The sequence below is a fragment of the Kitasatospora sp. NPDC048194 genome (genome assembly GCF_043202455.1).
GTDB lineage: Bacteria > Actinomycetota > Actinomycetes > Streptomycetales > Streptomycetaceae > Kitasatospora.
Window position 1 is genome coordinate 70,642 of sequence record NZ_JBIDAK010000021.1, and the last position, 26,746, is coordinate 97,387.

At 73.2% G+C, this 26,746-nt stretch carries 21 protein-coding genes; 2 read left to right on the forward strand and 19 right to left on the reverse strand.

Annotation, left to right across the window (positions count from 1 at the left end; all coding sequences use genetic code 11):
- Window positions 1-97: 97 nt before the first annotated feature.
- From ACGF07_RS23975 to nrdR, 14 genes are all read right to left on the reverse strand, one after another.
- A complete protein-coding gene (locus ACGF07_RS23975) occupies window positions 98-1,213 on the reverse strand; it encodes a carbohydrate ABC transporter permease (RefSeq protein ID WP_392901872.1) in 1,116 nt (371 codons plus the stop codon).
- On the reverse strand, window positions 1,210-2,247 hold the full coding sequence (locus ACGF07_RS23980; RefSeq protein WP_392901873.1) for a carbohydrate ABC transporter permease: 1,038 nt from the start codon (window positions 2,245-2,247) through the stop codon (window positions 1,210-1,212). Before ACGF07_RS23980 ends, ACGF07_RS23975 begins: the two co-directional genes overlap by 4 nt.
- A 163-nt stretch (window positions 2,248-2,410) precedes the next feature.
- Window positions 2,411-3,796 (reverse strand): ABC transporter substrate-binding protein, encoded by a 1,386-nt coding sequence (locus tag ACGF07_RS23985; protein ID WP_392901875.1) that lies wholly within the window; start codon window positions 3,794-3,796, stop codon window positions 2,411-2,413.
- Window positions 3,797-4,196: 400 nt separating this feature from the next.
- Complete coding sequence (locus tag ACGF07_RS23990; protein WP_350737926.1) at window positions 4,197-5,411, reverse strand: cytochrome P450; 1,215 nt, start codon at window positions 5,409-5,411, stop codon at window positions 4,197-4,199.
- 96 nt (window positions 5,412-5,507) lie between these two features.
- Window positions 5,508-6,752, reverse strand: a complete 1,245-nt coding sequence (locus tag ACGF07_RS23995) for a cytochrome P450 (protein ID WP_350737923.1) — start codon at window positions 6,750-6,752, stop codon at window positions 5,508-5,510.
- Window positions 6,749-7,384 carry an ATP/GTP-binding protein gene (locus ACGF07_RS24000; protein ID WP_392901877.1) on the reverse strand — a complete coding sequence of 212 codons (636 nt, stop codon included), beginning with the start codon at window positions 7,382-7,384 and terminating at the stop codon, window positions 6,749-6,751. Before ACGF07_RS24000 ends, ACGF07_RS23995 begins: the two co-directional genes overlap by 4 nt.
- Window positions 7,365-7,733, reverse strand: coding sequence for a DUF742 domain-containing protein (locus tag ACGF07_RS24005; protein WP_350737917.1), 369 nt, complete (start codon window positions 7,731-7,733; stop codon window positions 7,365-7,367). The genes ACGF07_RS24000 and ACGF07_RS24005 overlap by 20 nt, the downstream gene beginning before the upstream one ends.
- A complete protein-coding gene (locus ACGF07_RS24010) occupies window positions 7,730-8,239 on the reverse strand; it encodes a roadblock/LC7 domain-containing protein (RefSeq protein WP_392901879.1) in 510 nt (169 codons plus the stop codon). The genes ACGF07_RS24005 and ACGF07_RS24010 overlap by 4 nt, the downstream gene beginning before the upstream one ends.
- Window positions 8,239-10,131, reverse strand: a complete 1,893-nt coding sequence (locus ACGF07_RS24015; protein WP_392901881.1) for a sensor histidine kinase — start codon at window positions 10,129-10,131, stop codon at window positions 8,239-8,241. The genes ACGF07_RS24010 and ACGF07_RS24015 overlap by 1 nt, the downstream gene beginning before the upstream one ends.
- A gap of 327 nt (window positions 10,132-10,458) precedes the next feature.
- Window positions 10,459-11,022: a Clp protease N-terminal domain-containing protein gene (locus ACGF07_RS24020; protein ID WP_392901883.1), complete on the reverse strand. Its 564-nt coding sequence runs from the start codon at window positions 11,020-11,022 to the stop codon at window positions 10,459-10,461.
- A 3-nt stretch (window positions 11,023-11,025) separates the two neighbouring features.
- Window positions 11,026-11,262, reverse strand: a complete 237-nt coding sequence (locus ACGF07_RS24025) for an RNA polymerase subunit sigma-70 (protein WP_350737908.1) — start codon at window positions 11,260-11,262, stop codon at window positions 11,026-11,028.
- 32 nt (window positions 11,263-11,294) lie between these two features.
- Window positions 11,295-12,074, reverse strand: a complete 780-nt coding sequence (locus ACGF07_RS24030) for an SDR family oxidoreductase (protein ID WP_392901885.1) — start codon at window positions 12,072-12,074, stop codon at window positions 11,295-11,297.
- Window positions 12,075-12,287: 213 nt separating this feature from the next.
- Complete coding sequence (locus ACGF07_RS24035; RefSeq protein WP_392901887.1) at window positions 12,288-15,155, reverse strand: vitamin B12-dependent ribonucleotide reductase; 2,868 nt, start codon at window positions 15,153-15,155, stop codon at window positions 12,288-12,290.
- Between the two features lie 204 nt (window positions 15,156-15,359).
- On the reverse strand, window positions 15,360-15,857 hold the full coding sequence (gene nrdR, locus ACGF07_RS24040; RefSeq protein ID WP_350737899.1) for a transcriptional regulator NrdR: 498 nt from the start codon (window positions 15,855-15,857) through the stop codon (window positions 15,360-15,362).
- Window positions 15,858-16,200: 343 nt separating this feature from the next.
- Here nrdR and lexA point away from each other — a divergent pair, with 343 nt between their 5' ends.
- On the forward strand, window positions 16,201-17,082 hold the full coding sequence (gene lexA, locus ACGF07_RS24045; protein WP_392901889.1) for a transcriptional repressor LexA: 882 nt from the start codon (window positions 16,201-16,203) through the stop codon (window positions 17,080-17,082).
- 290 nt (window positions 17,083-17,372) lie between these two features.
- On the opposite strand, the gene ACGF07_RS24050 is transcribed toward lexA, so the two are convergent.
- The 5 genes from ACGF07_RS24050 to ACGF07_RS24070 are packed head-to-tail and all read right to left on the reverse strand — an operon-like array spanning window position 17,373 to window position 25,158.
- Window positions 17,373-19,481, reverse strand: coding sequence for an ATP-dependent DNA helicase (locus tag ACGF07_RS24050; RefSeq protein WP_350737896.1), 2,109 nt, complete (start codon window positions 19,479-19,481; stop codon window positions 17,373-17,375).
- Between the two features lie 12 nt (window positions 19,482-19,493).
- Complete coding sequence (locus ACGF07_RS24055; RefSeq protein ID WP_392901891.1) at window positions 19,494-21,317, reverse strand: IucA/IucC family protein; 1,824 nt, start codon at window positions 21,315-21,317, stop codon at window positions 19,494-19,496.
- Window positions 21,295-22,704, reverse strand: a complete 1,410-nt coding sequence (locus ACGF07_RS24060) for a SidA/IucD/PvdA family monooxygenase (protein ID WP_350737890.1) — start codon at window positions 22,702-22,704, stop codon at window positions 21,295-21,297. The genes ACGF07_RS24055 and ACGF07_RS24060 overlap by 23 nt, the downstream gene beginning before the upstream one ends.
- Before the next feature lie 7 nt (window positions 22,705-22,711).
- On the reverse strand, window positions 22,712-23,407 hold the full coding sequence (locus ACGF07_RS24065; protein ID WP_392901936.1) for a GNAT family N-acetyltransferase: 696 nt from the start codon (window positions 23,405-23,407) through the stop codon (window positions 22,712-22,714).
- A complete protein-coding gene (locus tag ACGF07_RS24070) occupies window positions 23,299-25,158 on the reverse strand; it encodes an IucA/IucC family protein (RefSeq protein ID WP_392901893.1) in 1,860 nt (619 codons plus the stop codon). Before ACGF07_RS24070 ends, ACGF07_RS24065 begins: the two co-directional genes overlap by 109 nt.
- Before the next feature lie 337 nt (window positions 25,159-25,495).
- Here ACGF07_RS24070 and ACGF07_RS24075 point away from each other — a divergent pair, with 337 nt between their 5' ends.
- Entirely contained in the window at window positions 25,496-26,722 is a 1,227-nt protein-coding gene (locus ACGF07_RS24075; protein ID WP_392901894.1) for a trypsin-like serine peptidase, read from the forward strand.
- Window positions 26,723-26,746: the final 24 nt, after the last annotated feature.

Below are 26,746 nucleotides of genomic sequence, written 5' to 3' on the forward strand. Positions count from 1 at the left end.
GGGGCGCCGTGTGCCTCGGCCGCTGCCGACTGTAGACCATTCTGAACAAGTTCAAAAGTTTGCTCTGAACGTGTTCAGAACCCTCTGATCACCTGCGCTACCCCTTGACCGACCCGGCCAGCAACCCGCGGACGAAGTACCGCTGGAGGCTGAAGAAGACGATCAGCGGCACGATGATCGACAGGAACGCCCCGGCCGTGAGCAGCTCCCAGCGGCCGCCGAACGAACCGGACAGCTGCGCCAGCCGGACCGTCATCGGTGCCACCTCCGGCGTGCCACCGGCGAAGGTGAGGGCCACCAGCAGGTCGTTCCAGACCCAGAGGAACTGGAAGATCGCGAACGAGGCCAGCGCCGGAGCGCACAACGGCAGCACGATGGACCGGAAGATCTTGAAGTGCGAGGCGCCGTCCACCACAGCCGCCTCCATCAGGTCACGCGGCAGCTGGGCGATGAAGTTGTGCAGCAGGAACACCGCGAGCGGCATCGCGAACATGGTGTGCGCCAGCCAGACGGGCGCGTAACTGCCCTTCAGGTCCACCGCCGGGATCAGCGTCAGGGAGCCCAGGTGCGCCCCGCTGGAGAACAGCCGCAACAGCGGGATCAGCGCCATCTGGAGCGGCACGACCTGGAGCGCGAACACCGTGAAGAACACCGCGTCGCTCCCCCGGAACCGCACCCAGGCCAGCGCGTAGGCCGCCATCGCCGCCAGCACCAGCGGGAAGAGGGTGGCCGGGACGCTGATCGCCAGCGAGTTCACCAGGAAGGGCATCAGGCCGGTGGAGACGCCGGAGCCGCCCTCGAACAGCACCGCGTGGTAGTTGCCGAGGCCGAAGTCGGGGTGCAGCAGGGCGTTCCACCACCCGTCGGCGGTCACGTCCTGCTTGGGGCGCAGCGAGGTGACCAGCAGGCCGAGGGTCGGGATCGTCCAGAGCACCGTCATCGCGATCACGAACGCCGAGGCCAGCGGGCTGCTGAAGGCCTTCCGGACGGGGCTCCCCGCGCCGCCGCGACGGCCGGCGGGCTTCCGGCCGAGCGGACCCGGGCCGACCGGCCGATCCCCGCCGGCCTCCCGACGCCTGCCGGCCGCCCGATCCCCGTCGGCCGTCGCGCCCACCGCGTCCGCCACGTCCACCGCGCCCACCGCGTCCGCCTCCGGTCCCCCGCCGGGCCCCGCTCCGACCGCCGCCGCTTCCTCCTCCTCACGAGCGCTCACCGCACCTCACGCTCCCTCCGCAGCTGGATGATGTTGTAGGCCACCAGCGGCAGCACCGCCAGGAACAGCAGGACCGCGAGGGCGCTGCCCCGTCCGTCGTTGAACTGCACGAAGGACTGCGAGTACATCTCGTTGGCCAGCACCTGGGTGCCGAAGTTGCCGCCGGTCATGGTGCGGACGATGTCGAAGGCCTTCAGGGTGATGATCATGACGGTGGTCAGCACGACCATCACCGTGGTCCGGATCATGGGCACGGTGACGGACCAGAACAGCCGCAGGCCGGTCGCGCCGTCCAACCGGGCCGCCTCCGTCACCTCGGCCGGGATCGCCTTGATCGCCGCCGACAGCACCACCATCGCGAAACCGGTCTGCACCCAGACCATGACCACCATCAACAGGAAGGTGTTCAGCGGCTGGCTGAGCAGCCAGTTCGGCGGATCCGACCAGCCGACCGCATGGGCGAGTTGGCTGAGCAGCCCGATCTGCGGCTGGTCCTTCCCGCGCGCCTCGTAGACGAACTTGAAGATGATCGAGGCGCCGACCAGCGAGATCGCCATCGGCATGAAGATCAGCGACTTGTACACCGCCTGACCGCGCATCCGGTCCACCAGCAGCGCCAGCACCAGGCCCAGTCCGGTCGCCGCCAGCGGCGCGACCACCAGCCACAACAGGGTGTTGAGCAGCACCTGCCGGACCGAGTCCGTGGTGAAGGCCCAGCCGAAGTTCTCGCCGCCGACGAAGCGGCTGCCGTCGGAGTTCTGCAGGCTCAGGTAGACGGTCCGCACCAGCGGCACCACCAGCCCGACCGCCAGCAGCACCACGGCGGGCCCGAGGAACACCAGCACGGCCAGCGGTCGGGCCAGGCGGCCCCGGGCCCGGCCGGCCACCAGGAAGACCACCAGCAGGATGCCCAGGAAGCCGGCGATCGCGCCGATGCTGTTGCCGAACTTGACCGCCGCGTCGCCCAGGGTGCCGGCGGCCAGGGGGTCGGCGACCGACGGGTCGACGGACGGCGGGGAGCCGGATACCGGCATGGCTGTGTCCCTTCGGATCCGGTGGGTGAGGGGAAGGGGCGGGCGGTGCGGGTGGGTGGCCCCGCACCGCCCTCGGCAGGTGGTCCTCGTACGCGCGCCCGACGCGCCCACAGCGCCCGACGACCCGAACGGGCCCGGGCGAGCCCGCCCGGGCCCGGCCGTCCTACTTCGGCCAGGCGGCGTCGATGTCCGCGGCGGTCTTCTGGATCGACTGCCCCTCGGCGAACCAGGCGGTCAGCGACTTCCACTCCTGCCCGGAGCCGATGGCCGCGGGCATCAGGTCGGAGGCGTCGAAGCGGAAGGTCGCGCTCGGGTCGGTCAGCGCCTCCGCCGAGAGCTTGTCGATCGGGTCCGTGTAGAGGCTCTTGTCCACGCCCTGGTTGGCCGAGACCCAGCCGGGCGCGGTCTTCACCCGGCTGCTCGCCCAGTCCGAGCTGGACAGGTAGTTCTGCACGGCCTGCACCTCCGGCCGGCTGGAGAACGCGGCCAGGAACTCGCCGCCGCCCTCGACCGGGTTGGCGACCGACGGGTTCACGGCGGGCAGGTGGAAGGCGAAGACGTCGCCGTCCGGGCCGACCTTGGTGCCCTTGGGCCACTGGGCCTCGTAGAAGGAGGCCTGCTGGAGCATGGCGCACTTGCCGGTGAGGATCGGCGCTCCCGCGTCCTGGAAGGTGGTCGTGGCGATCGACTTGACGTCACCGTAACCGCCGTTGACCCAGGCCGGGTTCTGCATCCAGTCGGCGACGGTCCGCATCGCCGTGGTGACCTTCTCGTCGGAGAACTTCACCTGGTGGCCCACCCACTGGTCGTAGACCTCGCCGCCGTAGGTGCCCAGCACCACCTCCTCCAGCCAGTCGGTGGCCGGCCAGCCGGTGGCCGTGCCGGAGGCGATGCCGCCGCACCAGGGCTTGGGGCCGCCCGCCTTGGCGATCCGGTCGCTGAGCGCCACCAGGTCCGCCCAGGTCTTCGGCACCTCGTAGCCGGCCGCTTTGAAGGCCTTCGGCGAGTACCAGACCAGCGACTTCATGTTGGCGCTCATCGGGGCGGCGTAGAAGGTGCCGTCGACGGAGCCGTACGTCTTCCAGACCGGGCTCCACTTCTCCTGGTTGGTGACGGTCTGGGCGGGTGGCTTGACGACCTTGCCGCTCTTGACCATCTGCGCCAGCAGGCCCGGTTGGGGGACGATCGCGAAGTCCGGGGCGTTGCCGCCGGCCACCCGGACCGGCAGCTGGGACTCGAAGTCGTTGGACCCCTCGTAGCTGATCCTTATCCCGGTGCACTTGCTGAAGTCGGCCCAGGACTTCTCCAGGTTGTCCGACTCCGGGCTGAGGATGGAGGCGAACATCGTCACCGTGGTGCCCGAATGTCCGGCGTACGGCTGGTACTTGGCGCAGTCACCGGTCAGGGTCTGGGCTGCTCCGTCACCACCGCCCGAACCGCCGGAACTGTTCGAGCAGGCCGCGGTCAGGGCCAGTGCCGCCAACAGGGCTGGGGCTGCGGCCAGCCGGCGGCGGGAACTCCGTGATGACGCGGTCGAGTTGAGGGCCAATGCGGTACTCCTCGCCAGGGCGTGCTGTCGACGTGGGGTGAACGACGTTGCGCTGTACCTGAGATGGGCGTACGGAGATCGCGGACGAGCGACGGCTGAACCGATTCGACGACGTTAACGCAGCCGTCGGCCGCCGCCAAGGTCCATGGTCGACCTTCGTCCGCCGGCACCCGACCAGCGGCTCCGGAAACCGGCGGCCGCCTCTCGATCACGCCGGCAGCTACCTCCCGATCATGCCGGCGACCGCCCCCCGATCACACCCACAGCCACCCCCCGATCACACCGGCGACCGCCCCCCGATCACACCCACAGCCACCTCCCGACACGCCGGCAGCCCCCCGGCCCGATCACGCCGACGGCCCCGCCCGGAAACCGGACGGGGCCGCGACTCCACCACGGGTCACACCAGTCGGACCGGCAGCTCCAGCAGGCTGTTCACCACCAGCGTCGGGCTCGGCCGCAGCTCGGCGTCCGGCACCGCCAGCGACAGCGCGGGGAACCGCTCGAACAGCGCCGGCAGCGCGATCCCCGCCTCCAGCCGGGCCAGCGGCGCCCCCGGGCAGACGTGCGGGCCGTGCCCGAAGGACAGGTGGCGGGTCGGCTCCCGGGTGATGTCGAACAGCTCCGCGGTCACCCCGTGCTGCAGCGGGTCCCGGCCGATCGCGTTGTACGAGATCAGCACCGGCTCGCCGGCCGGGACCACCACGCCGTCGACCTCGATGTCCGCGGCCGCGAAGCGGAACAGGAAGTTGCTGGTCGGCGGGGTCCAGCGGAGCGACTCCTCGACCACCGCGTCCCAGGACACCTTCCCCGACCGCACGAGCTCCAGCTGGTCCGGGTGGGTCAGCAGCGCCCGCACGGCGTTGCCGATCAGGTTCACCGTCGTCTCGTGGCCGGCCGCGATGATCACCCGCAGGGTGGCCGCCGCCTCGGCGTCGGTGAGCGCCCCGCCCTCGGTGTCGGCCGCGAGCAGCGCGCTCGCCAGGTCCTCGCCGGGCGCCGAACGGCGCTGCGCCACCAGGTCGTCGACGAAGGCGTTCAGCCCGGCGATGGTCGCCTGGATGCCCGCCGGGTCGGGCTTGATGCCGAAGAACCGCTCGTACAGGTCGCGCAGCACGCCGTGGTCCGACTCCGGCACGCCCAGCAGCGAGCAGATCACCGTCATGGGCAGCGGGAAGGCGAAGGCGGTCTTCAGGTCGACCACCGGCTCCCCGGCCGCCAGGCCGTCCAGCAGCGCACGGGTGATCGCCTCGACCCGCGGGCGCATCAGCTCGACCCGCCGCGGGGTGAAGGCCTGGGCTACCAGCGCCCGCAGCCGGCGGTGCTCGGCGCCGTCCGTCGTCACCATGCTCGGGCCCGGCACCGCGAGGCCGATCAGCGGCCAGGTCTTCGGCACCTCGCCGCGCTGGTAGGCCGCCCAGTGCCCGGCGTCCTTCACCAGCCGGGCGTCGGTGAGCAGCTCACGGGCGGCCGCGTGCCGGGTCACCGCCCAGGCGGCGACCCCACCCGGCAGCACCACCGGCACCACCGGGCCGGCGGCCCGCAGCAGGGCGCCCTCGGCCGCGTTGTCACGGGCCAGCGGGTCGAGGGCGATCGGGGCCGGGGCAGCGCTCATCGGCGGCAACTCTCTTTCAGGTACCGGAACTTCGAACGATTGTGCACGTCCTGTGGATCTTGGCTGCCCGGGCCCGGTTTCCGCAAGACGTGCCCGCTACCCCAGCTGGCCCGGAGTGAACGAGACCGGCAGCGCGACCAGCCCGCGGACCCAGGCCGAGGGGCGCCACACCAGCGCGTGTTCGGCCACCGCCAGCCGCAGGTCCGGCAACCGGTCCAGCAGCACCTCGATCGCCGTGGTGGCGATCACCTCGGCCGCCTCCTGGGCCGGGAACGGGCAGCCGTGCTCGCCGTACGAGTAGCTCATGTGCGCCCGGTTGCCCTCCGCCGGACGGCCGTCCGGCTGCCGGACGGCCGGGTCCGCGTTGGCCCCGGCGAAACCGAGCAGCAGCATGTCCCCCTCGGCGATCCGCTGACCGCCCAGCTGGGTGTCCCGCACGGCCCAGCGGCCGGCGAAGATCTGCGTCGGGGTGTCCTCCCAGAGCGCCTCGTTGAGCGCCTGGCTGATGCTGCGCCGGCCACCCGCCAGCGAGGCCGCGAACCGCTCGTCGGTGAGCATCAGCCGCAGCGCGTTGGAGATCCAGTACGAGCTCGGCTGGTGGCCGGCGATCAGCAGCACCCGCAGGTCGCGCATCACCTCGTCGTGGGTGAGCCCCGCCGGGTGCTCCAGCATCCGCGAGGCCACGTCCGCACCCGGGTGCTCGGCCTTCTCCTCCACCAGGGCGAGCATCAGCTCCAGCAGCCGCTGGGCCCCGGCCGGTGCGTCCGCGCCGCCGTCCAGCATGGCCAGCAGCGCCGCGATCAACTGCGGCGCCTGCTCCTCGTCCAGGCCCAGCACCCGGCACAGCACCAGCAGCGGCATCCGGTGCGCGTACTCGGCGACCAGGTCGGCCTCGCCGCGCCCGGCGAACTCGTCGATCAGCCGGTCGGCGATCTCCTCGGAGTGCTTGCGCAGCTCGTACGGGTCGATCGCGGCCAGCGCGTCGGTGACGGCGCGGGAGCGGCGCACGTGCTCCTCGCCCTCGGCGTACAGGATCGACGGCACCGGCGCCATCATCGGCCTCAGCGGCCAGTCCTCCGGCAGCGTCGCCCAGGCGTGCCAGCGGCTGGAGTCGCGGCCGAACAGCTGCGGCTGGCCGGTGACCTGCTGCAGCTCGCGGTAGCCGATCACCAGCCAGGCGGGCACGCCGCCGGCCAGCTCGACCGGGGCGACCGGCCCGTGCGCGGCCCGCAGCTCGCGGTAGAGCTGCGCCGGGTCGGTCTGGAAGCGCGGCCCGTACAGCGGCGTGGCGCCGGCGTGCGCCGGGCAGCCCGGGGGCGGGGTGGCGGCGGGCTGGGTCACGGGGTGCTCTCCTCGTAGATCGCGTCGGCCGCTCCTGCCAGGGCGGCCAGGTGGTGGACGAGTTCGATCAGCACCCGCTTGCCGGACTCCCGGTCGCGGGCGTCGCAGTCCACCAGCGGCACCTCGGGCGGCAGGTCCAGGGCCTCCCGGACCTGCTCCAGGGTGTGGGTGGGCTCGCCGAAGTTGTTGCGGGCGACGATGAACGGGGTGCCGTGGTGCTCCAGCCGGTCGATCGCGTACCAGGAGTCCTCCAGCCGCCGGGTGTCCACCAGGACGACCGCGCCCAGGGCGCCGCTGAACAGGCGGTCCCAGAGGAACCAGAAGCGCTCCTGGCCGGGCGCGCCGAACAGGTAGAGCACCTGGCGCTCGGACAGGGTGATCCGTCCGAAGTCGAAGGCGACCGTGGTGGAGCGCTTGCCCCAGGTGCCGGCCGGGTCGATGCCCTCCCCCGCCCGGGTCATCACCTCCTCGGTGTTCAGCGGACGGATCTCGCTGACCGAGCTGACCAGGGTGGTCTTGCCGACCCCGAAGCCGCCGACCACGACGATCTTCAGCGCGTTGTCGGCGGTCGCCCGCAGCGGGGTGCGCCCCGCGGGCCGGGCGTCCTGGAGGTCAGAGCCGTTGGAGGCCATGCAGCACCTGCTTCAGCGTGTCGAGGTCGGGCAGCCGGGCCTTGTTCGGCGCGAACCGGGGGTGGCGGGCGGTGACCGCCCCGGACTCCAGCAGGTCGCCGAGCAGGATCTTCACCACCGAGATGGGCAGCGCCAGCTCCGCCGCCACCTCCACGACGGCGGTCGGGGCCTCGCACATCCGCAGGATCCGGGCGTGCTCCGACTGCATGCCGGGCACCGGCTCCCGCTCCGCGACGATCAGGGTGACCAGGTCGAAGGCGTTCTCCGGGGCGCGGCTGCGGCCCCCGGTGATGGTGTAGAGGCGGTCCGGGTCGTCGTCCCGGCCCGGCAGCACCGGCCCGCCGTTCATATCCCTGCGCTCTCTTGTGTGGCGGCGGCCTCCGTGGGGGCGCCGCCCTCCCCGCCGGCGGGCCCCCCGGCGGCGGGCTCCCCGGCGGTGCTCTCCGCGGCGGCGGACTCGGCCCGGGCGGGTGCGCTGAGGTGCACCCCGATCTGCTCGATCAGACCGTGCATGTTGTGGCCGACGACGCCCACGTCGGCGTCCTCGTCCGTGACCACCGCGAGGTGGGCGCCCTCACCGGCCGCCACGATGCACAGGATGCCGCCGTGGAACTCGGTCATCGACTGCCGCACGCCGCCGCTGCCGTCGCCGAACTCGATCGAGGCTCCGTGCGCCAGGCTCTGCAGGCCGGAGGCGATCGCGGCCAGCTGGTCGGCCTGGTCGGCGCTCAGCCCGTCGGTGTGGCACAGCTTGAGGCCGTCGGCGGAGAGGACCAGGGCGTGCCGGGTGCCGGGGGTTGCCGCCAGCAGGTTGTCCAACAGCCAGTCGAGGTCGCGGTCGGTGGCGCTGCTCATCAGGAGTCCTTCTTCGTGACGGGGGAAGCGTCGGGCGTGGTGTCGGTGTCCGCGGTCGGCGCCGCCGCTGCGGACGCCGCGGGTGCCGCGGGGGCCGCGGGGGCCGGCTCGCCGGCCGGTACGGGCGCGGCGGCCGGTACGGGAACCGCCGGCTGGGCGGCGCGGCGGAAGGCGCCGAACCGGGCGGCGGCCCGCGCGGCGTCGGTCCGTACGGGCCGCGCGGCGGGGGTGGGCGGGGCGGCCGCCGTGGTGGTGGCCAGGGTCTGCCCACGGCGCCGCTGGGGCAGGCCGCTGTCGGTCGTCCGCACGGGCACGGCCGGGCTCGCGGCGGGAACGCCCTGGGCTGGAGCGCCCTGGGTGGGAGCGCCCTGGGCTGGAGCGCCCTGGGTGGGAGCGCCCTGGGTGGGAGTGCTCCGGGCGGGGAGGGCGGTCGCCGGGACCGCCGGGGCGGCGCTCGGCGCGGTGGGCGCGGGCGGCAGCGGGGCGGGCGCCGGGCGGGCGGGGGTGAGTGCCGGGCGCGCGGACTCCACGGCGGGCGCCTGGCGCGCGGCGGGCGCGGGGGCCTGGAGGGACGCCGGGGACGGGTGGGTGACCAGCTGCTGCGGGATCAGCATCACCACCCCCGTGCCGCCGCGCGCCGACGGCCGGAACGAGATCTGCAGGCCGTACTTGCGCGCCAGCACGCCGACCACCGCGAGGCCCAGCCGGGTGCCGGCGGAGAGCGTGGCGAGGTCCAGCGGCTCGGCGGACACGGCCCGTTCGGCCCGGCGCAGCCAACTGTCGCTCAGGCCCAGGCCGCTGTCCTCGACGGTGACCGCCAGACCGGCCGGCACCTCCTCGACGTAGACGTGCACCTCGGCGGGCGGGGCGGAGAAGTTGGTGGCGTTGTCCAGCAGTTCGGCCAGCGCGTGCATCACGCCCTCGGCCGCGTACCCGGCGACCGCCGCGCTGCTCGCGTTGTGCAGCCGCACCCGCTGGTAGGCGCCGATCCGGCCGAGCGCCCCGCGCAGCACCGACTCCACCGCGATCGGCTTGGCCCAGCGGCGTCCCGAGCGGGCTCCGGTGAGCACCGCGATCCCGTCCGCCATCCGGCCCGCCTGGGCGGTCGAGTGGTCCAGCCGGAGCAGGTCGCCGAGGACCTCCTCGTCGTGCCGGTGCTGCATCTCCCGCAGTTCGGCGTGCATGCTCGTGGCCAGTGCCTGCACCCGCCCGGCGGCGGTCGCGCAGACGGCCAGCGCGGCCGCCCGCAGCCGCTCGCCGCGGCCGATCTCCTCGCCGACGGCGCGCAGCAGCGCGTACTGGGGGTGCTTGCGGTGCGCAGCCAGCGCGCTGTCCACGGACGCGCCCCCACGCAGCTTCTTCACCACGTCGGGCAGCACGCCCTCGGGGATCCGGTCCAGTTCGGCCCGCTCGGCGGCGGCCTGCTCCCGCGCGGCCTCGACCTCGGCCCGGGCCGCCTCGAGCTCGGCCCCCAGCCGGTCCAGCTCGGTGCGTGCGGCGGCGACCTCCGCCTCGGCACGGGCCTGCTCGGCGCGGGCGGCGTCCCGTTCGGCCTGCGCCGCGGTGGCACGTTCCTTGGCCGCCGTCTCGGCCTGCCGGGCGGTTCCTGCGACGACCAGGGCCGACATCGCCTCCTGGCGCTGCGCCTCCACGTCCTCGGCCAGCCGGCGGGAACGCTCGGCCCCGAGGGCCGCCAGGCCGACCGCGATCAGCCACAGCACCGTGACGGCACCGACCGCCAGGGCGGTCAGCGGCTGGTTCGCGTGCAGGGCCCGGCCGATGCCGACCGGGCCGGCGACCAGGGCCAGCAGGACGGCGGCCGCCGTGAGGGCGACGGTGCGCGGCGCCGGGCGGCGACGCGGCTGACCCTCGGGGCTGGTGGCTTCTCTCATCGGTGCGGTCCTCGGCAACGTCGGCGGGCGGCGGCGCGGGCGGCGGATCGGCGACGGTCGCGGCCGCCGACAGCGGGTCGAGCGCATACCAGACCGCCCGGCGACGTCGTGAAACGTCTCCGGGCGGCTGATCCGTTCACGCTTTCGGCCGATCATATCGATTCAGACTTTGCCCTCAAGCGGCAAGTTGACGGGCCATCTCGTTCAGGCACGTCACTCACACCGGGCCGCGACATCTGGTGGCCGCCCGATGAAGCCGGAGGGACGCCGGAAGGAGGGGTCACAGGCAGGTCACAGGCACCCCGATCGACCGTGCCGCACCGTCGCTCAGGCCAGCTTCGCCTCCACTGCCTGCCGGACGGCGCCCAGGTCCAGCCCGTGGTCGACGATCACCCGAACCCCGAGCCCCTCCGCCTCCCGGATCACCCCGAGCAGCAGGTGGCCGACCGCGATCTGGCCCGACTTCAGCCGTAGCGACTCCCGCAGCGACAGCTCCAGCGCCTTCTTGGCCCGGCCCGTGAAGCGACCGCGTCGGCCTTTCGGCTCCGATCGGAACCAGCCGCGCCGCTTCGGCTCCTCCTCCCCGGGGGCGTCCAGCGCCCCCTCCCCGAAGGCGGCCTCCACCGACGACCGGACGGCGTCCAGGTCGATCCCGATCGAGGCCAGCGCGGCGGCGTCGTCGCCCGGGCCGAGCAGCGCGCACACCGCCCGCCGCGCGGTCTCCTGGTCCAGGCCGCTCTCGATCAGGACGGCGGCGGCCGGATCGTCGGGCACCCCGAGGAGGGCCAGCAGCAGGTGCTCCGTGCCGATCTGCGCGTGCCCCAGCGCTGCGGCCTCCTCGTGGGCCGAGGTCACCACGTTCCGGGCCTGGTCCGTGAATCTCTCGAACATCGCTCAGTCTCCGTCCTGGTCCGGGCCGGCCCCGCGCCGGGCGTACTTCTTGTGCACCGCCTGCCGGGTCACCCCGAGGCAGACCGCGATGTGCTGCCAGGACCAGCCCTGCGCACGCGCGTTGCCCACTTGCAGGCTCTCCAGCCGGTCCGCCAGATCGCGCAGCGCCCGGACCGCCCGGAGCCCCACGGCGGGGTCGCGGCTGCTCGCGGCGGCCGCGAGGTCTCCACTGTCGCTCATGCCGTCAACTTTGGTTGACGTGACCGCTGATGTCAACCCTGGTTGACATCGGCGGTCCCGAAACGCCGCTCCAGCGCCTCCTCGAAGGTCCCCCGCCCCACCGCCCGCTCCGGGGCCGTGAGCCCGCCGGCCCGCAGCGCCCGGCCCGCCGGCCCCGGGAGCGGCACCGGCAGGAGCACCCGCCGGCGCCCAGCGGCCCGCAGGTACGCCTCGGCCAGGTCCCGGTGTGTCCGCACCTGCGGCCCACCCACCTCCGGCGCGTAGCCGGACGGGCCCTCCCCCACCAGACCCGCCACGTGCTCGGCCACCTCCCGGACGTCCACCGGCTGGATCCGGGCGCCGCGCACCACCGGGAACACCGGCAGCTTCGCCGACGCGTCGGAGAACCTCAGCAGCAGGTCGTGGAACTGGGTGGCCCGGAGCACCGTCCAGCCCAGCCCCGACTCCCGCACGACCCGCTCGCAGGCGAGCTTCGCCCGGTAGTAGGCGAGCGGCACCCGGTCGATCCCCACGATCGACACGTACACCAGGTGCCGGACCCCTGCCCGCCGGGCCTGCTCCACCAGCCGCTCGACCCCGGTCACGTCCTTCTTCCCCTGGGTGGTCGCGCAGTCCAGCACCGTCTCCACCCCGGCGAGCGCCTCGGCGATCCCCTCGCCGGTCACCAGGTCCCCGACCACCCACTCGACCCCGTCGCCCCCGGGCCGCGCCCGCCGGCTCAGCCCCCGCACCGCGGCGCCGCGCGCCACCAGCAGCCGCACCACCTCCCGGCCCAAGGTCCCCGTCGCGCCGGTCACCAGCACCGTTCCCATCACCACACCGTTCCTCTCGGTCGCAGCCTTCACCAGTACCGACCGGACACCGGACCCGTCCGTGACATCGGCGCGCCCGGGAACACGGAGAGGATCGAGCGAGGACCGTCAGCGCCCCGAGAACGCGGAAAGGGCGGGGCGAGGACGTCATGTCCTCGCCCCGCCCTCGGCGGCTCACCTCGTGGTCACCTCATCCGAGGCGACCACCGGTGGTCAGCTGCAGCCGCTGGTGGAGCCGCACCCCTCGCAGAGGTAGCAGCTGCCGGCGCGGCGCATCTTGGTGCCGCAGGAGAAGCACAGCGGCGCGTCGGCGTTGAGGCCGAGCTGGATCTCCATCAGCTCCGTGGAGTTGTGGGCCTGCTTCGGGGCCGCCTTGGGCGCCTCGACGGCCGGGGCCGGCTTGGCGACCACGGGGGCGGACTGGGCGAGCGACTCGGTGTCGATCTCCTCGGCCTCCAGCGGCTCGTAGGAGCCCGTCTCCAGGTGGCGCTGGCGCTCCTCGACGGAGTGGATGCCGAGCGCCGAGCGGGTCTCGAACGGCAGGAAGTCCAGCGCCAGGCGGCGGAAGATGTAGTCAACGATCGACTGCGCCATCCGCACGTCCGGGTCGTCCGTCAGGCCGGCCGGTTCGAAGCGCATGTTGGTGAACTTGGAGACGTAGGTCTCCAGCGGCACGCCGTACTGCAGGCCGACCGAGACGGCGATGGAGAAGGCGTCCATCATGCCCGCGAGGGTCGAGCCCTGCTTGGACATCTTCAGGAAGACCTCGCCGAGGCCGTCGTCCGGGTAGGAGTTGGCGGTCATGTAGCCCTCGGCGCCACCGACCGTGAAGGAGGTGGTGATGCCCGGGCGGCCCTTGGGGAGGCGCTTGCGGACCGGGCGGTACTCGACGACCTTCTCGACCGCGGCGGGGGCCTCGGCCGCGGCCGCCTTCTCGTCCTTCTTCTTGGCCGAGAGCGGCTGGCCGACCTTCGAGTTCTCGCGGTAGATGGCGAGCGCCTTGACGCCCATCTTCCACGCCTCGAAGTAGATCTCCTCGACGTCCTCGACGGTCGCGCCGGCCGGCATGTTGACCGTCTTGGAGATCGCGCCGGAGATCCACGGCTGGATCGCCGCCATCATCCGCACGTGCCCCATCGGGGAGATGGAGCGCTCGCCCATCGCGCAGTCGAAGACCTCGTAGTGCTCGGTCTTCAGGCCCGGCGCGTCCACCACGTTGCCGTGCTCGGCGATGTGGGCGACGATCGCCTCGATCTGCTCGTCCTGGTAGCCGAGGCGCTTGAGGGCGCGCGGGACGGTGCCGTTGACGATCTGCATCGAGCCGCCGCCGACCAGCTTCTTGAACTTCACCAGGGCGAGGTCGGGCTCGACGCCGGTGGTGTCGCAGTCCATCATCAGGCCGATGGTGCCGGTCGGGGCGAGGACCGAGGCCTGGGCGTTGCGGAAACCGTTCTGCGCGCCGATGCGCAGCACGTCCTGCCAGGTCTTGTTGGCCGCGAGCCAGACCGGGGCGTCCAGCTCGTCGGAGGAGACGGCGTCCAGCGAGGCGTCGGCGTGCTGCTTCATGACCCGCTGGTGCGCGACCGCGTTGCGGGCGTAGCCGTCGTACGGGCCCACCACGCCGGCGAGTTCGGCGCCGCGGCGGTAGGCGGTGCCGGTCATCAGCGAGGTGATGGCGCCGGCCAGGGCGCGGCCGCCCTCGCTGTCGTAGGCGTGGCCGGTGGCCATCAGCAGGGCGCCGAGGTTGGCGTAGCCGATGCCGAGCTGGCGGAAGGCGCGGGTGGTCTCGCCGATCTTCTCGGTCGGGAAGTCGGCGAAGCAGATCGAGATGTCCATCGCGGTGATGACCAGCTCGACGACCTTGGCGAAGGTCTCCGCGTCGAAGGAGTCGTCCTCGCGCAGGAACTTCATCAGGTTCAGCGAGGCGAGGTTGCAGCTGGAGTTGTCCAGGTGCATGTACTCCGAGCACGGGTTGGACGCGTTGATGCGGCCGGACTCCGGGCAGGTGTGCCAGTGGTTGATGGTGCTGTCGTACTGGATTCCGGGGTCGGCGCAGGCCCAGGCGGCCTCGGCCATCTTGCGGAACAGCTTCTTGGCGTCGACGGTCTCGATGACCTCGCCGGTGAGGCGGGCGCGCAGGCCGAATTCGGTGCCGTTCTCGACGGCGGTCATGAATTCGTCGTTGACGCGGACCGAGTTGTTGGCGTTCTGGTACTGGACGGACGTGATGTCGTCGCCGCCGAGGTCCATGTCGAAGCCCGCGTCGCGCAGGGCGCGGATCTTCTCCTCCTCCTTCACCTTGGTCTCGATGAAGGCCTCGACGTCCGGGTGGTCGACGTCCAGCACGACCATCTTGGCCGCGCGGCGGGTGGCGCCGCCGGACTTGATGGTGCCGGCGGAGGCGTCGGCGCCGCGCATGAACGAGACCGGGCCGGAGGCGTTGCCGCCGGAGGAGAGCAGTTCCTTGGAGGAGCGGATGCGGGAGAGGTTGAGGCCGGCGCCGGAGCCGCCCTTGAAGATCATGCCCTCTTCCTTGTACCAGTCGAGGATCGACTCCATGGAGTCGTCGACGGACAGGATGAAGCAGGCGCTGACCTGCTGGGGCTGCTTGGTGCCGACGTTGAACCAGACCGGCGAGTTGAAGCTGAACACCTGGTGGAGGAGGGCGTGGGTCAGCTCGTGCTCGAAGATCTCGGCGTCGTCCGCGGTGGCGAAGTAGCCGTGCTTCTCCCCGGCCGCGCGGTAGGTGAGGACCACGCGGTCGATGATCTGCTTGAGGCTCCACTCGCGCTGCGGGGTGCCGACGGCGCCGCGGAAGTACTTCGACGTGACGATGTTGACGGCGTTGACCGACCAGAAGTCCGGGAACTCGACGCCGCGCTGCTCGAAGTTGATCGAGCCGTCGCGCCAGTTGGTCATGACGACGTCGCGCCGCTCCCAGCGGACCGCGTCGTAGGGGTGCACGCCAGGAGTGGTGTAGATGCGCTCCATCCGGAGACCGCCCTTCGGGGCCTTCGCGCCCTTGGCCGCAGCCTTCTCGGACTTCGACCCGCGCGCGGAACCGCTCGTGGTGTCTGTCACTTCTCGCTCCTCCTCCTGGGCAAACGCCCGAAGTGCCCCGAAAAATCCGGGCACCGCTGGTTCGTTCTTCCGGTGTGCGGGCAGCCGGAGACCTCGCCTGCTCGCACACGGTTCGTTGTGTTCCGTGCCCCGGTTTCGGGCACGCGGGGGCCCCGGAGGGCCGTGTGGTACTGGCTGGAGGCCCCGGCGGGGCCCCGGCGCCGCCTAGGGCGCGCTGGCGGGAACGGGCACGGGGGTGCCGTCCGCCTCGGGGACGGGCCGCTCGGCGCGGAGTTCCGCGATGGCGGCCTCGAAGTCTTCGAGTCCGTCGTACGCCTGGTACACGCTGGCGAAGCGCAGGTAGGCGACCACGTCGAGTTCCTTGAGCGGGCCGAGTATGGCCAGCCCGACGTCGTGGGTGGTCAGCTCGGCGTTGCCGCTGGCGCGCACGCACTCCTCGACCCGCTGCCCGAGCTGGGCGAGGGCGTCCTCGGTGACCGGGCGGCCCTGGCAGGCCTTGCGGACGCCGGTGATGACCTTCTGCCGGGAGAACGGCTCGGTGACGCCGCTGCGCTTGACGACCATGAGCGCGGCCGTCTCCACGGTGGTGAAACGGCGGCCGCAGTCGGGGCACTGTCGACGACGGCGGATGCAGCTGCCGTCCTCGGTGGTCCGGCTGTCGACAACGCGGCTGTCGGAATGCCGGCAGAAGGGGCAGTGCACCGGGGGATCCCTCCCTGGCAGGACGTGCGGACCGGGTGAGTCTATGCGATGCGCCCCCGGCCTCGGCAAGCTGATCATGTGACGCGACCACTAGTACTGGGCACGCGGAGGACTCTAGCCACTACATCTAGGTTTCGGGGGGAGGCGACACCCCAGGCGTGTCGACGCCGATTAGACTTCCGGCGTCGACATCCGGTCGAACGTTTACTCGATCTACAGCAAAGCCTTGATCGAGTCAGCCAACTCCCGAATAATTCACTCGAACGTGTGTTTGGCGCAACCTTTCGATAGGAGGTGCGTTGGGCTGGAAAAGGGGAGAGGACAGCCGTCGAGAGGGGCCGCCGTGAACACCGTCGAAACCAACACCATCCCGGTGCAGGAACACTCCCAGTTCAAGGTGGGGCAGCGCACCGTGAATCAGCAGAGCGTGGACATCAGCATGGACCGTAGCGAAGACCACCGCCTTTCCGGCCCCGCGCTCTCCACCGCGAGCCGCGTTCCCGACCAGCCGATCGAACACACCCCCGCGATGGACGACACCCACCCCTCCCCCGCCCGCGCGATGCCCGGCCGCCCCCCCGGGATCCGCACCGACGAGGCCGGCCTCACCGAGCGCCAGCGCCGGGTGATCGAGGTCATCCGCGACTCCGTCCAGCGCCGGGGCTACCCGCCGTCCATGCGCGAGATCGGCCAGGCCGTCGGCCTGTCCAGCACCTCCTCGGTCGCCCACCAGCTGATGGCCCTGGAGCGCAAGGGCTTCCTCCGCCGGGATCCGCACCGGCCGCGCGCCTACGAGGTCCGCGGCGTCGAGGTCGCCCGCCCCAACACCGCCGAGACGGCCGGCCGCCCGTCCACCTCCTACGTGCCGCTGGTCGGCCGGATCGCCGCCGGCGGCCCGATCCTGGCCGAGCAGACGGTCGAGGACGTCTTCCCGCTGCCCCGCCAGCTGGTCGGCGAGGGCGAGCTCTTCGCGCTCACCGTGCGCGGCGACTCGATGATCGAGGCGGCCATCTGCGACGGCGACTGGGTCACCGTCCGCCGCCAGCCGGTCGCCGAGAACGGCGACATCGTGGCCGCGATGATCGACGGCGAGGCCACCGTCAAGCGGCTCAAGCGCGAGGACGGCCGGATCTGGCTGATGCCGCACAACCCGGCGTACGAGCCGATCAACGGCGACAACGCGACCATCCTGGGCAAGGTCGTCGCGGTCCTGCGCCGCCTCTGACAGCCGGACGCACCGCCTCCGCCCGCAACGGCGGCGGCCAGGCCTCCGGCACCCACGGCGCGTCTCCGACCAACGGCGCGTCTGCGGCACGCACGGGCGCGTCTCCGACACTCACGGCGTCGGCGGCACCCGCGGCAGGTCGGCGGCAACCACGGCACGCCTGCGCCACCCGCAGCGCGTCCGCAGCTCGGGCGGCCCCCACCGGGAAGGGGCTCCACCGCGTCAGCGGGGAGCCCCTCCGTCGTTTCCCGGCGCCGGCCGAGGGTCCTCAGCCGGCCGAAGGGCCGCCCTCAGCCCCGCTTCGCCACCGGCCGCACCGGCGCCGCCGACGCGTCGATCGCCGCCAGCGAGCGGCGCACCTGGTTGCGGTCCGTGGTGTACCAGAACTCCGGCATCGAGGACCGGAAGAAGCTCCCGTACCGCTTGGTCTCCACCCGCGGGTCGAGCACCGCCACCACGCCCCGGTCGTCCGCCGCACGCACCAGCCGGCCCGCGCCCTGCGCCATCAGCAGCGCCGCGTGCGTCGCCGCGACCGCCATGAAGCCGTTCCCGCCGTGCTGTTCGACGTCCTTCTGCCGCGCGCTCATCAGCGGGTCGTCCGGCCGGGGGAAGGGGATCCGGTCCATCACGACCAGCTGGCAGGCCGAGCCGGGCACGTCCACGCCCTGCCACAGCGAGAGCGTGCCGAACAGGCAGGTCGTGGCGTCCGAGGCGAACTCGCGGATCAGCTCCCCCAGCGTCTCCTCCCCCTGGAGCAGGATCCGGTGGTCCAGCCGCTCCCGCATCGCCTCGGCCGCCGCCTGGGCGCCGCGCATCGAGGAGAACAGCCCCAGCGTCCGGCCGCCCGCCGCGCCGATCAGCTCGGCCAACTCGTCGAGCATGTCCGGCCGTTCCGGATCGCGCCCGGGCTCGGCGAGGTGCTTGGCGACGTACAGGATGCCCTGCTTGGGGTACTTGAACGGCGAGCCGACGTCGATGCCCCGCCAGTACGGGACGACGTCCTCCCCGAAACCGGTCTCGGGGTTGTCGCCGGGCGTGCGCTCGTCCGGCAGCCGGGCCTCCTTGGGCAGGCCGACCGAGCCGGCCACCCCGTTGAAGTCGCCGCCCAGCTTGAGCGTGGCCGAGGTGAGCACGACCGAGCGCTCCTTGTACAGCCCCTCGCGCAGCAGCCCGGAGACGCTCAGCGGCGCGACCCGCAGCGAGGCGGTGCCGAGCCCGTAGCGGTCGCTCCGCTCGATCCAGATCACGTCGTACTCGGAGTTCTCCAGCAGCCGGTCGGCGGTCTCGTGCAGCGTCTCGGCCGAGGCCATCGCCTGCTTGCGGACCGCGTCCTCGTCGCTGAGCCCCTTGTCCCTGGTCTCGCCGAGCGAGGTGATCACCTGCCGGGCGGCGTCCCGGATCGCGGTGACCGCGTACGCCAGGTACTCGGGCAGCTCCTCGACCCGGCCGGGCTGGGCGGTCTCCATCAGGCCGTGGTAGTTCTCGGCGGCGGCCTGCAGCGCGTCCACGGCCTTCTCGTTGGCCAGCCGGGCCGCCCGCTTCACCGCCCGGTTGACCGCGCCGACGGTGAGTTCGGCGGTGGCGGCACCGGTGACCCGGTTGACCAGCTCGTGCGCCTCGTCCACGATCAGCAGCCCGTGCTCCGGCAGCACCGGCGCGCCCTCGATGGCGTCGATCGCGAGCATCGCGTGGTTGGTGACCACGACGTCCGCCAGCTTGGCCCGCTCCCGCGCCTTCTCCGCGAAGCACTCCTGCCCGTACGCGCAGCGCGTCGCGCCCAGGCACTCCTTGGAGGTGACCGCCAGCTGCGCCCAGGCCTTGTCCGAGACGCCGGGGCTGAGGTCGTCGCGGTCCCCGGTGTCGGTCTCGTCCGCCCAGTCGCGCAGTCGCAGCACCTCCTGGCCGAGCTTCCCGGTGGGGCCGCCGAGCGCGTCCACCGGATCGAAGAGGCCCTCGCCCTCGTCGCTCGGGGTACCCTCGTTGGCCCGGTGCAGGCACAGGTAGTTGGAGCGGCCCTTGAGCATCGCGAACAGCGGGCGGCGGCGCAGCACCGGGTGCAGCGCCTCGACCGTGCGCGGCAAGTCCCGCTCCACCAGCTGGCGTTGCAGCGCCAGGGTGGCGGTGGCGACCACCACGCGGTCCCCGTGGGCGAGCGCCGGCACCAGGTAGGCCAGGGACTTCCCGGTGCCGGTGCCGGCCTGGACGAGCAGGTGCTCGCCGTGGTCGACCGCGTCGGCGACGGCCTCGGCCATCCGCACCTGGCCGGGGCGCTCCACGCCGCCGACGGCCGTCACCGCGGCGTGCAGGAGTTCGGGGATCCGCGAACGCGGGACGGCGACGGCTTCCTCGGCCTCGTCACCGAGGTCCGCCGCGGGCTGGGATTCGGAGTCGTTCGTCATGACCCCTCCACCCTACGGGGCGGGGGTGACAATGCGGTCCCGTTGGGCCGGAACGCTCCCGTCCACGGCGACCAGCGCGTTCGGGACGGTCCCGTGCCGGGCGGCGTGCGGGCGGTGCGGGCGGTCCTGGTAGCCGTCCAGCAGCAGCCGGTTGCGGTTGAGGCAGAGCCGGGTGATCCGGGGCTGGAACAGGTCGAACAGCTCGAAGCGCTCGCGCAGCTCGGGGAAGCGGTCCTGGTAGCGGTGGACCTCGGCGCGCAGGAGGGCCCAGAACGCGGTCTCGGGCAGTCCGGTCTGGACCTCCAGCAGCGGGGCGAGGTAGCGGAACACGCCGATGAACAGCCCGGAGTGGATGAACTGGCAGAGCTCCGGGGGACTGTCCCGCAGCAGGACGCCGGCGACCTCGGCGGGCAGGCCGCGCAGTTCGGGCAGGTCCTGGTCGCTGAGGTTGACGTCGTCGACGAAGTCCTTGACCGCCAGCCGGGTCGGGGTGTCGTGGTCGTCGAAGACCACGATGGCGTTCTCGCCGTGCGGGGAGAAGACCAGTCCGTAGCGGTACAGGAAGTGCAGCAGCGGCGGCATCATCGCGGCGAACAGCCGGCCGGTCCACTCGGCGGGGGCGAGGCCGGAGCGGGCGATCAGCTCGGCGGCCAGCGACCGCCCGTCCGAGCCGGTCTGCAGCAGCGCGGCCAGGGTCCGGGCACGCTCGCCCCCGGTGAGGAAGGGGCCGAGCGGCTCGCGCCAGATCGCGCCGAGCAGTTCTTTGTACTGGTACGGCGACTCGGGCATCTCCCGGTACACCGGGTGGTCGACGGTGACGGAGGCGATCTCGCCGAGCAGGATCACCCGGCACTCGTCCCGCAGGTACGGGTCGGCGTCGCGCAGCCCGTGCAGCCAGGCGGTGACGGCGGGCGCGGCGAGGGTCCGCTCGACCGGCAGCCCGCGCCAGACCAGGGTGTTGAGGATGGACAGGGGCAGCTTGACGGTGCAGCGCTCGGGGTGGGCGGTGTTGAAGAACGAGCGGATGGACTGCTGGGGCAGCCGTGGGTCGCCGTCCGAGGGCAGCGGGACGATCTCGCCGGACGCGATCCAGGGCGCGAACAGCGGCAGGACCGTCTCGTCCCACTGCCAGGGGTGGACGGGCAGCAGCAGGTAGTCGTCGGCGTCCGGGCCGAGCGGGGCGCGCAGCGCGTCCACGTCGTCCAGTTCCCGGGCGTACAGCTGCTCGGGCCGCTCCAGGCCGGGCACCCCGCGGTACTCGGCGAGCCGGCGGTGGACGGCGATCCAGGGCAGCGGGCGCGGGCTGCGCGCCTCCGGGGTCCAGCGGGCGGCGTCGGTGCCGGAGAAGCCGATCCGGCCCTTGTTGGGGACGATCCACGGGTGGCCGCCCTGCCGCCCCTCCAGCGCGGGGTGGTCGAGGTCGGCGAGTTCGGCGGCGGTGAGCGCGGTGGCGAGCTGGCGGGCGTCGGCGGTCAGGGTGGCGGACAGCTCGCGGATCAGGTGGGCGGTCGTCTCGCCCCCCGTCCCGAGGGTCTGCCGGGCGTACAGGAGGAAGCGCAGCGGGTCCAGGCCGTCCGGGCGGGAGCAGCGGACGGACTCCGGGTCGACGTGCCAGCTGTCGTAGGCGCCCCGGCGGGCGGTGAAGCGGTACTCGGCCTCGGGCAGTTTCACCAGGTACTCGCCGTCGAGGGCGCCGGGTGCGGGGATGAGCAGCTCCTCGTAGGAGAACTCGGCGAACATCTTGGCCAGCAGGGCGCGGCCGGCCCGCTGCCAGTGCCCGGCGGTGAGGTGCGGGGGCAGGTAGAGCGGCGGTTCAGCGGCCGACGGTTGCGGCACGGGTCAGCTCCTGGGGGCGGGGGACGACGGAGGTGGGCTGGGCGGCCCGGCCGGCGGGGGCGGGCGGCGCGAAGCCGGTCCAGGCGGTCCGGTCGGGCAGTCGGTGGACGGTGCGGCCGGTGACGGCGTTGAGGATGACGGCAGCCCGGTGGGCGCCGAGGCCGAGGTCGGGGGTGCCGACGCCGTGGGTGTGCAGTTCGGCGTTCTGGACGTAGAGGCCGCCGGTGAGCTCGGGCCGGGTGGCGACCCGGTGGTCGAGGTCGACCCGGTAGCGCCCGGACCGGTCCCAGTCGATCAGGTGGGCGAGCGGTTCGATCGCGGCGGGGCGGGCGGCGCGGTAGCCGGTGGCGAGCACCACGGCGTCGGTGCGCAGCACGTGCTCGGTGCCGGAGTCGGTGTGCCGGCAGTGCAGTTCGAGGCCGCCGCAGGGGCCGGGCCGGGCGTCGGTGACGGCGGTGCCGGGGGTGATCTCGACCGGTGCGGTGTCGATCGGCCGGCCGATGGTGCGCTCGTACAGGTGGTCGTGGATCTCGGCGAGGGTCTCGGCGCTGGCGGCCTTGTGCAGCTGCCACTGGGCGGTGACGAGGGAGTCCCGCACGGTTTCGGGCAGGCCGTGGAAGTAGCGGGTGTAGTCGGGGGTGAAGTGTTCGAGGCCGAGCTTGGAGTACTCCATGGGGGCGAGCGCCCGGGTGCGGGTGAGCCAGCGCAGCCGCACGCCGTCGCCGTCGTGGCGGCGCAGGAGGTCGAGGAAGACCTCGGCGCCGGACTGCCCGCTGCCCACCACGGTGATGTCCCGGGCGCCGGCCAGGTCGGCGCGCCGGTCGAGGTACTCGGCGGAGTGGAAGGCCCTCGGGTGGTCCGCGAGCCCCGCGAAGGCCTCGGGCAGGACGGGCCGGGTGCCGACGCCGAGCGCGAGGTTGCGGGCCCGTACGGCGGAGCGCCGGCCGGTCGCGGTGTCGGTCAGCTCGGCCAGGAACAGCGGGCCGTGCTCCGGGGTGGTGGTCCAGTGCAGCGCGGTGACCTCGGTGCCGAAGCGGCAGTTGGCCAGTCCTTCGGCGGCCCACCGGCAGTAGTGGTCGTACTCGCGGCGGGGCAGCTGGAAGCGCTCGGAGAAGTAGAACGGGAACAGGCGGTCCTGGGCGCGCAGGTAGTTGAGGAAGGACCACGGGTTGGTCGGGTCGACCAGGGAGACCAGGTCGGCGAGGAAGGGCACCTGCATCCGCGCCCCGTCCACCAGCATCCCGTGGTGCCAGCGGAACTCCGGGCGTTGGTCGCAGAAGAGGGTGCGCAGGCCCGGTACGGGCTCGGCGAGTGCGGCGAGCGAGAGGTTGAACGGGCCGATGCCGACGCCGAGCAGGTCGTAGGGAGGGGGTGTCGAGGTGTCCACAGGTGTCCTAGGCGGGGAGTTGGGCCTGTCCCGGGGCGGGCCGGGGGTCGCGGTCACGGACCATCAGGGCGGCGCGCTTGTCGGGCAGGTGGAGTTCGGCCGCGGCCCGGAACCCGGCCCGTTCGAAGGCCCGGACCGAGCGCCGGTTGCGCACGTCCGGTTCGGCCACCACCCTTTCGCAGTCCGGCCGCCGGTGCAGGACCAGCTCGGCCGCGGCGGCCAGCAGCCGGGCGCCCAGGCCCCGGCCGCGGCTGGCGGCGGGGCCGAGCAGCAGGTGCAGGCCGGTGTCGTGCGGTCGGGCCTGGTAGTACCCGGCGAGCGGGTCGAGGTCGGCGCGGTAGACCTCCCAGTAGCTCATCGGCGCGCCGTCGAGCAGCCCCAGGCAGGGCACGCTGCGGCCGTCGCCGTCGAGTTGGGCGCGGACGTGCCGCTCGGTGGTTCCGGGCGGCCCGGCCAGGTCCCAGAACTCGTCGACCTCGGGGTCGTTCATCCAGCCGACCAGCAGGTCCAGGTCGGCGGGCAGCCGTACGGGGCTGAGCCGGAACTCGCCGACCGGGGTGGGGACGGCGCCCCACCCGGGCAGGTCGTCCAACATCAGCGGCCCGCCACCGGGTTGGGGATGTCCACGTACACGGACTGGGAGGCGACCGGGCCGACCAGCTCGTCCAGGCCGTTGATCCGGGTGAGCAGGTTGGCCTTGCAGGGCAGGGTCGGCGCGTCCAGCAGCAGGGCGGGCAGCGCCGAGCCGGTGGCGGCCGCCCGGGGGCCGGCCAGGAAGCGGCGCAGCCCGGCGATCAGCACCGTCTCGTCGGCCAGCCCCTGGGAGCCCAGGGCGCCGACCAGTCCGAGCACGTGGTTGATGCCGAGGTAGTAGGCGAAGTGGTGGTCGATCACCGCGTCCGGCAGGAAGGTGTCGCTCTGCGCGCCGAGGCCGGGCAGCCGTGCGGTGAGCCGTTCTGCGGCGCTGTCCCGGTAGTAGTAGCCCTGGTTGTCGCGGTAGCGGCCGCCGCAGGGCCAGCCCTCGGCGTCCAGCAGCACGATGCTGTTCTGCTGGTGGGCCTCCAGGGCGATGCCGCCCCGGCCGTCGAGCCACAGGACGGGCAGGACGACGGCGTCCAGGTACCGCAGGAACCATTCGGCGGCCACCGTGGGCAGCGGGCGGCCGGTGCGGGCGGCGAGCGAGCGCAGGGTGTCGCCGAGCCGGGACGGCACGGTGGCGCCGGTGCCGAGCGGCTGTTCGGCGACCAGCCCGGCCACGCACAGCGCCCGGTCGGCGGGCGCGAAGGGCTGGGCGCGCAGGACGGTGTCCAGACCGCCCGGGTCGCCGAGGTCGGGGTGGTCGACGCCGATCCAGGCCGGGTCGCGGACGACGTCGAAGCCGGGGTGGGCGGCCCGCCACTCGGCGGCCAGGCCGCTCTCCAGCAGCCGGTGCATCTCCAGGCCGCGGTGGAGCTCCTTGCGCAGGTTCTCCCGGCGGGAGTTGGTGATCCGCAGGCCGAGCGAGAGCTTGAGCATCCACGGCACGCCGGGCCGGTAGACGGTGCGCACCGAGGAGGTGGGGTACCAGGGCTCGCCGGCCGGCCCGAGGTCGTGCAGCAGCCCGTCGGCGAGCAGCGCGGCCACGGCCGGGCGGTGGGCGAGTTCGCGGGCCTGCCAGGGGTGCAGGGGCAGGGCGGCGGTGCCGGGCGGCAGGGCGGCGCGGCCGTCGAGCAGGGCGGCGGTGAGCCGGTCGGCGCTGTCGTCGACGGCGGAGCCGGCCGCGAGCAGGTCGCGGTCCACCGCGTACCAGTGCAGCTGGAAGGAGCCGTGCAGTTCCGGCGAGTACGCGGCGCTCTGGGCGGGGCCGAGGCCGTCGCGGCTCTTGGGGGTGGGGTGCAGCGGGTGGCCGAGCAGCAGGGACTGTTCGGCGGCGAGGAAGTGCGAGCGCTCGGGGCCGCCGGGTTCGGCGCCGGTGCGGCGGTGGGCGAGGATCTCGGCGGTGCGCACCACCGAGTCGGCGACCCGGGCGGCGAGGTCGGCGACCTGCCCGGGGTCGGGCCGTTCGGCGGCCGCGGCGGCGAGCAGCGCGGCGGTGGTGACGGCGTCCACCGGGGCCTCGGCGGTGCCCTCGCCCGCCGAGAGGGTGGCCGCTCCGAACCGGTGCCACCCGCCGGGGGACCAGTAGCGGACCGGCGCGGTGAGCCGGGCGGCGCCGCCGAGGACGTCGATCCGCAGCCGCCCGTCCGCGCCGGGCCGGGCGCCGGTCTCCCTGGTCCAGCAGCGCAACAGGGCTTCCAGGGCTGCCTGTTCGGCGGCGACGGCCGGGTCCCGGTGCAGCAGCGGGTCGGGCCCGGGCCGGTGGTCCCCGCTCGTGCCCGGGTGCTCCCGGCCCGGCGTCGGGACGCCCCGCTGGTCGCGAGGCGGCTCCGCGGGCTGCGGGGATTCGGGCGGGGCTCCGGTGAGGGCGGTGCTCAAGGCTGCTCCTTGGTGGCGCGTGGGGGTGCGGACGCGCGCTGGTGGCGGAGGGGATCGGCGGGCGCTCGCACCGTCGCGTCAGGTAAGGGTTACCTATCCCTGACGGGTGATCACAAGGACGGCTCACTCGTCCGGGTGAAGATCGGGGATTGTCCGCCTCGGGGGCGGAGGGCCCTGCTGTGCCAACGAGTCGGCCTGTCCGGCGTCACGGATCGGTGACCTCGGGTCAGCTCCGCAACCCGGGGGCCGGGCAGGGCCGTCCTGGACGGCGATGGAAGACTCCATGGCGGCGAGCCGCCGCACCGACGCCCGACCGAGCACAGGGGGAAGCGCACAGATGCCATCGATCCACCGGTCAGCCCTGGCCGCCGCCCTCGTCGCCGGAACGCTGCTCGCCACGAGCGCCTGCGGGCCGGACGGCCCGCCCGGTGACGGCGGCCGGACCGCCGCGGCGCCGCCGGACGCGGCTGTCGCGAGCGGAGCCGCCGCTCCCGGCGGTGGTGGCGGCGTCATCGGCGGGATCACCCTGCCTTCCGGTCTGCCGACCGGCCTGCTGGAGGGCCTGCCGCGGAGCTGGGACGACCTGAAGAAGTGGAAGTTCGAGGACTGGGACAGGTGGGCGTCCAAGCACGTCTTCCACAACCCGGTGGTGAAGGACTTCTGGGACCCGGACACGATGGGCGACGCCAAGCCCGCGGACCCTGCCCCGCCCGCCGCCAAGCCGTCGCCGTCCACCCCGGCGCCGTCCACCCAGGGCCCCGCCGCCGGCGACGGCGTGACCGATCCCGAGCCCGCAGTGGTGAAGGCCGTCCCGGTGCCCCGGCCGTACCTCGGCCAGCCCTCCGGCAAGGTGTTCTTCTCCGCCCAGGGAGGCCGGGGCAACTGCTCGGCCACCGTGGTGGCCGACCCGCAGCACCCGGGCAGGAGCAACCTGGTCTGGACGGCCGCGCACTGCGTACACGAGGGCAAGGGCGGGAACTTCTACAAGGACCTGGTCTTCGTCCCCGCCTACAACAACTCCGGCGCCTCCAGCGGCGGCAGGAAGGCACCGCTGTCCGAGCTGGCCCCGCTCGGCACCTGGTGGGCCGAGCAGGTCACCACCTCCCCGCAGTGGATGGTCGAGGGCGGCCGGAGCGGCGACGCCGCCAACCAGTACGACTTCGCGGTGATGCGCGTGCGCAGCCAGAACGACACCGGCAAGTCCCTCGAGGAGACGGTCGGTTCGGCCGTTCCGGTGTGGTTCGAGGCACCCCGTGACCAGCTCCGGGTGTCGGCCGCCGGCTATCCCCTGGTCAAGCCGTTCGACGGCCAGGAGCTCTACCGGTGCGACGGCGGCAGGCCCACCCGGCTGTCCTTCGACGCCAAGCGCCCGGCGATGCTGACCATCGGCTGCGACATGACCCAGGGCGCCAGCGGGGGCGGCTGGTTCGCCACCCTGCCGGACGGCAGGAAGGCCCTGGTCAGCAACACCTCGATCGGCACCCAGGAGCACACGTCGCTGAGCGGCCCCTACCTGGAGACGGTCGCCAAGCAGGCCCTGGACTGGATCTCCAGGAAGCAGTGACCGGTACCGCGACGTGGGACGAAC

Excerpts from the sequence above, each read along its gene's own strand:
- ACGF07_RS23980 (WP_392901873.1), bottom strand. The coding sequence starts at position 2,247 with ATGCCGGTATCCGGCTCCCCGCCGTCCGTCGACCCGTCGGTCGCCGAC.
- ACGF07_RS23990 (WP_350737926.1), bottom strand. The coding sequence starts at position 5,411 with ATGAGCGCTGCCCCGGCCCCGATCGCCCTCGACCCGCTGGCCCGTGAC.
- ACGF07_RS24000 (WP_392901877.1), bottom strand. The coding sequence starts at position 7,384 with ATGGCCTCCAACGGCTCTGACCTCCAGGACGCCCGGCCCGCGGGGCGC.
- ACGF07_RS24005 (WP_350737917.1), bottom strand. The coding sequence starts at position 7,733 with ATGAACGGCGGGCCGGTGCTGCCGGGCCGGGACGACGACCCGGACCGC.
- ACGF07_RS24010 (WP_392901879.1), bottom strand. The coding sequence starts at position 8,239 with ATGAGCAGCGCCACCGACCGCGACCTCGACTGGCTGTTGGACAACCTG.
- ACGF07_RS24015 (WP_392901881.1), bottom strand. The coding sequence starts at position 10,131 with ATGAGAGAAGCCACCAGCCCCGAGGGTCAGCCGCGTCGCCGCCCGGCG.
- ACGF07_RS24020 (WP_392901883.1), bottom strand. The coding sequence starts at position 11,022 with ATGTTCGAGAGATTCACGGACCAGGCCCGGAACGTGGTGACCTCGGCC.
- ACGF07_RS24025 (WP_350737908.1), bottom strand. The coding sequence starts at position 11,262 with ATGAGCGACAGTGGAGACCTCGCGGCCGCCGCGAGCAGCCGCGACCCC.
- ACGF07_RS24030 (WP_392901885.1), bottom strand. The coding sequence starts at position 12,074 with ATGGGAACGGTGCTGGTGACCGGCGCGACGGGGACCTTGGGCCGGGAG.
- ACGF07_RS24050 (WP_350737896.1), bottom strand. The coding sequence starts at position 19,481 with ATGACGAACGACTCCGAATCCCAGCCCGCGGCGGACCTCGGTGACGAG.
- ACGF07_RS24075 (WP_392901894.1), top strand. The coding sequence starts at position 25,496 with ATGCCATCGATCCACCGGTCAGCCCTGGCCGCCGCCCTCGTCGCCGGA.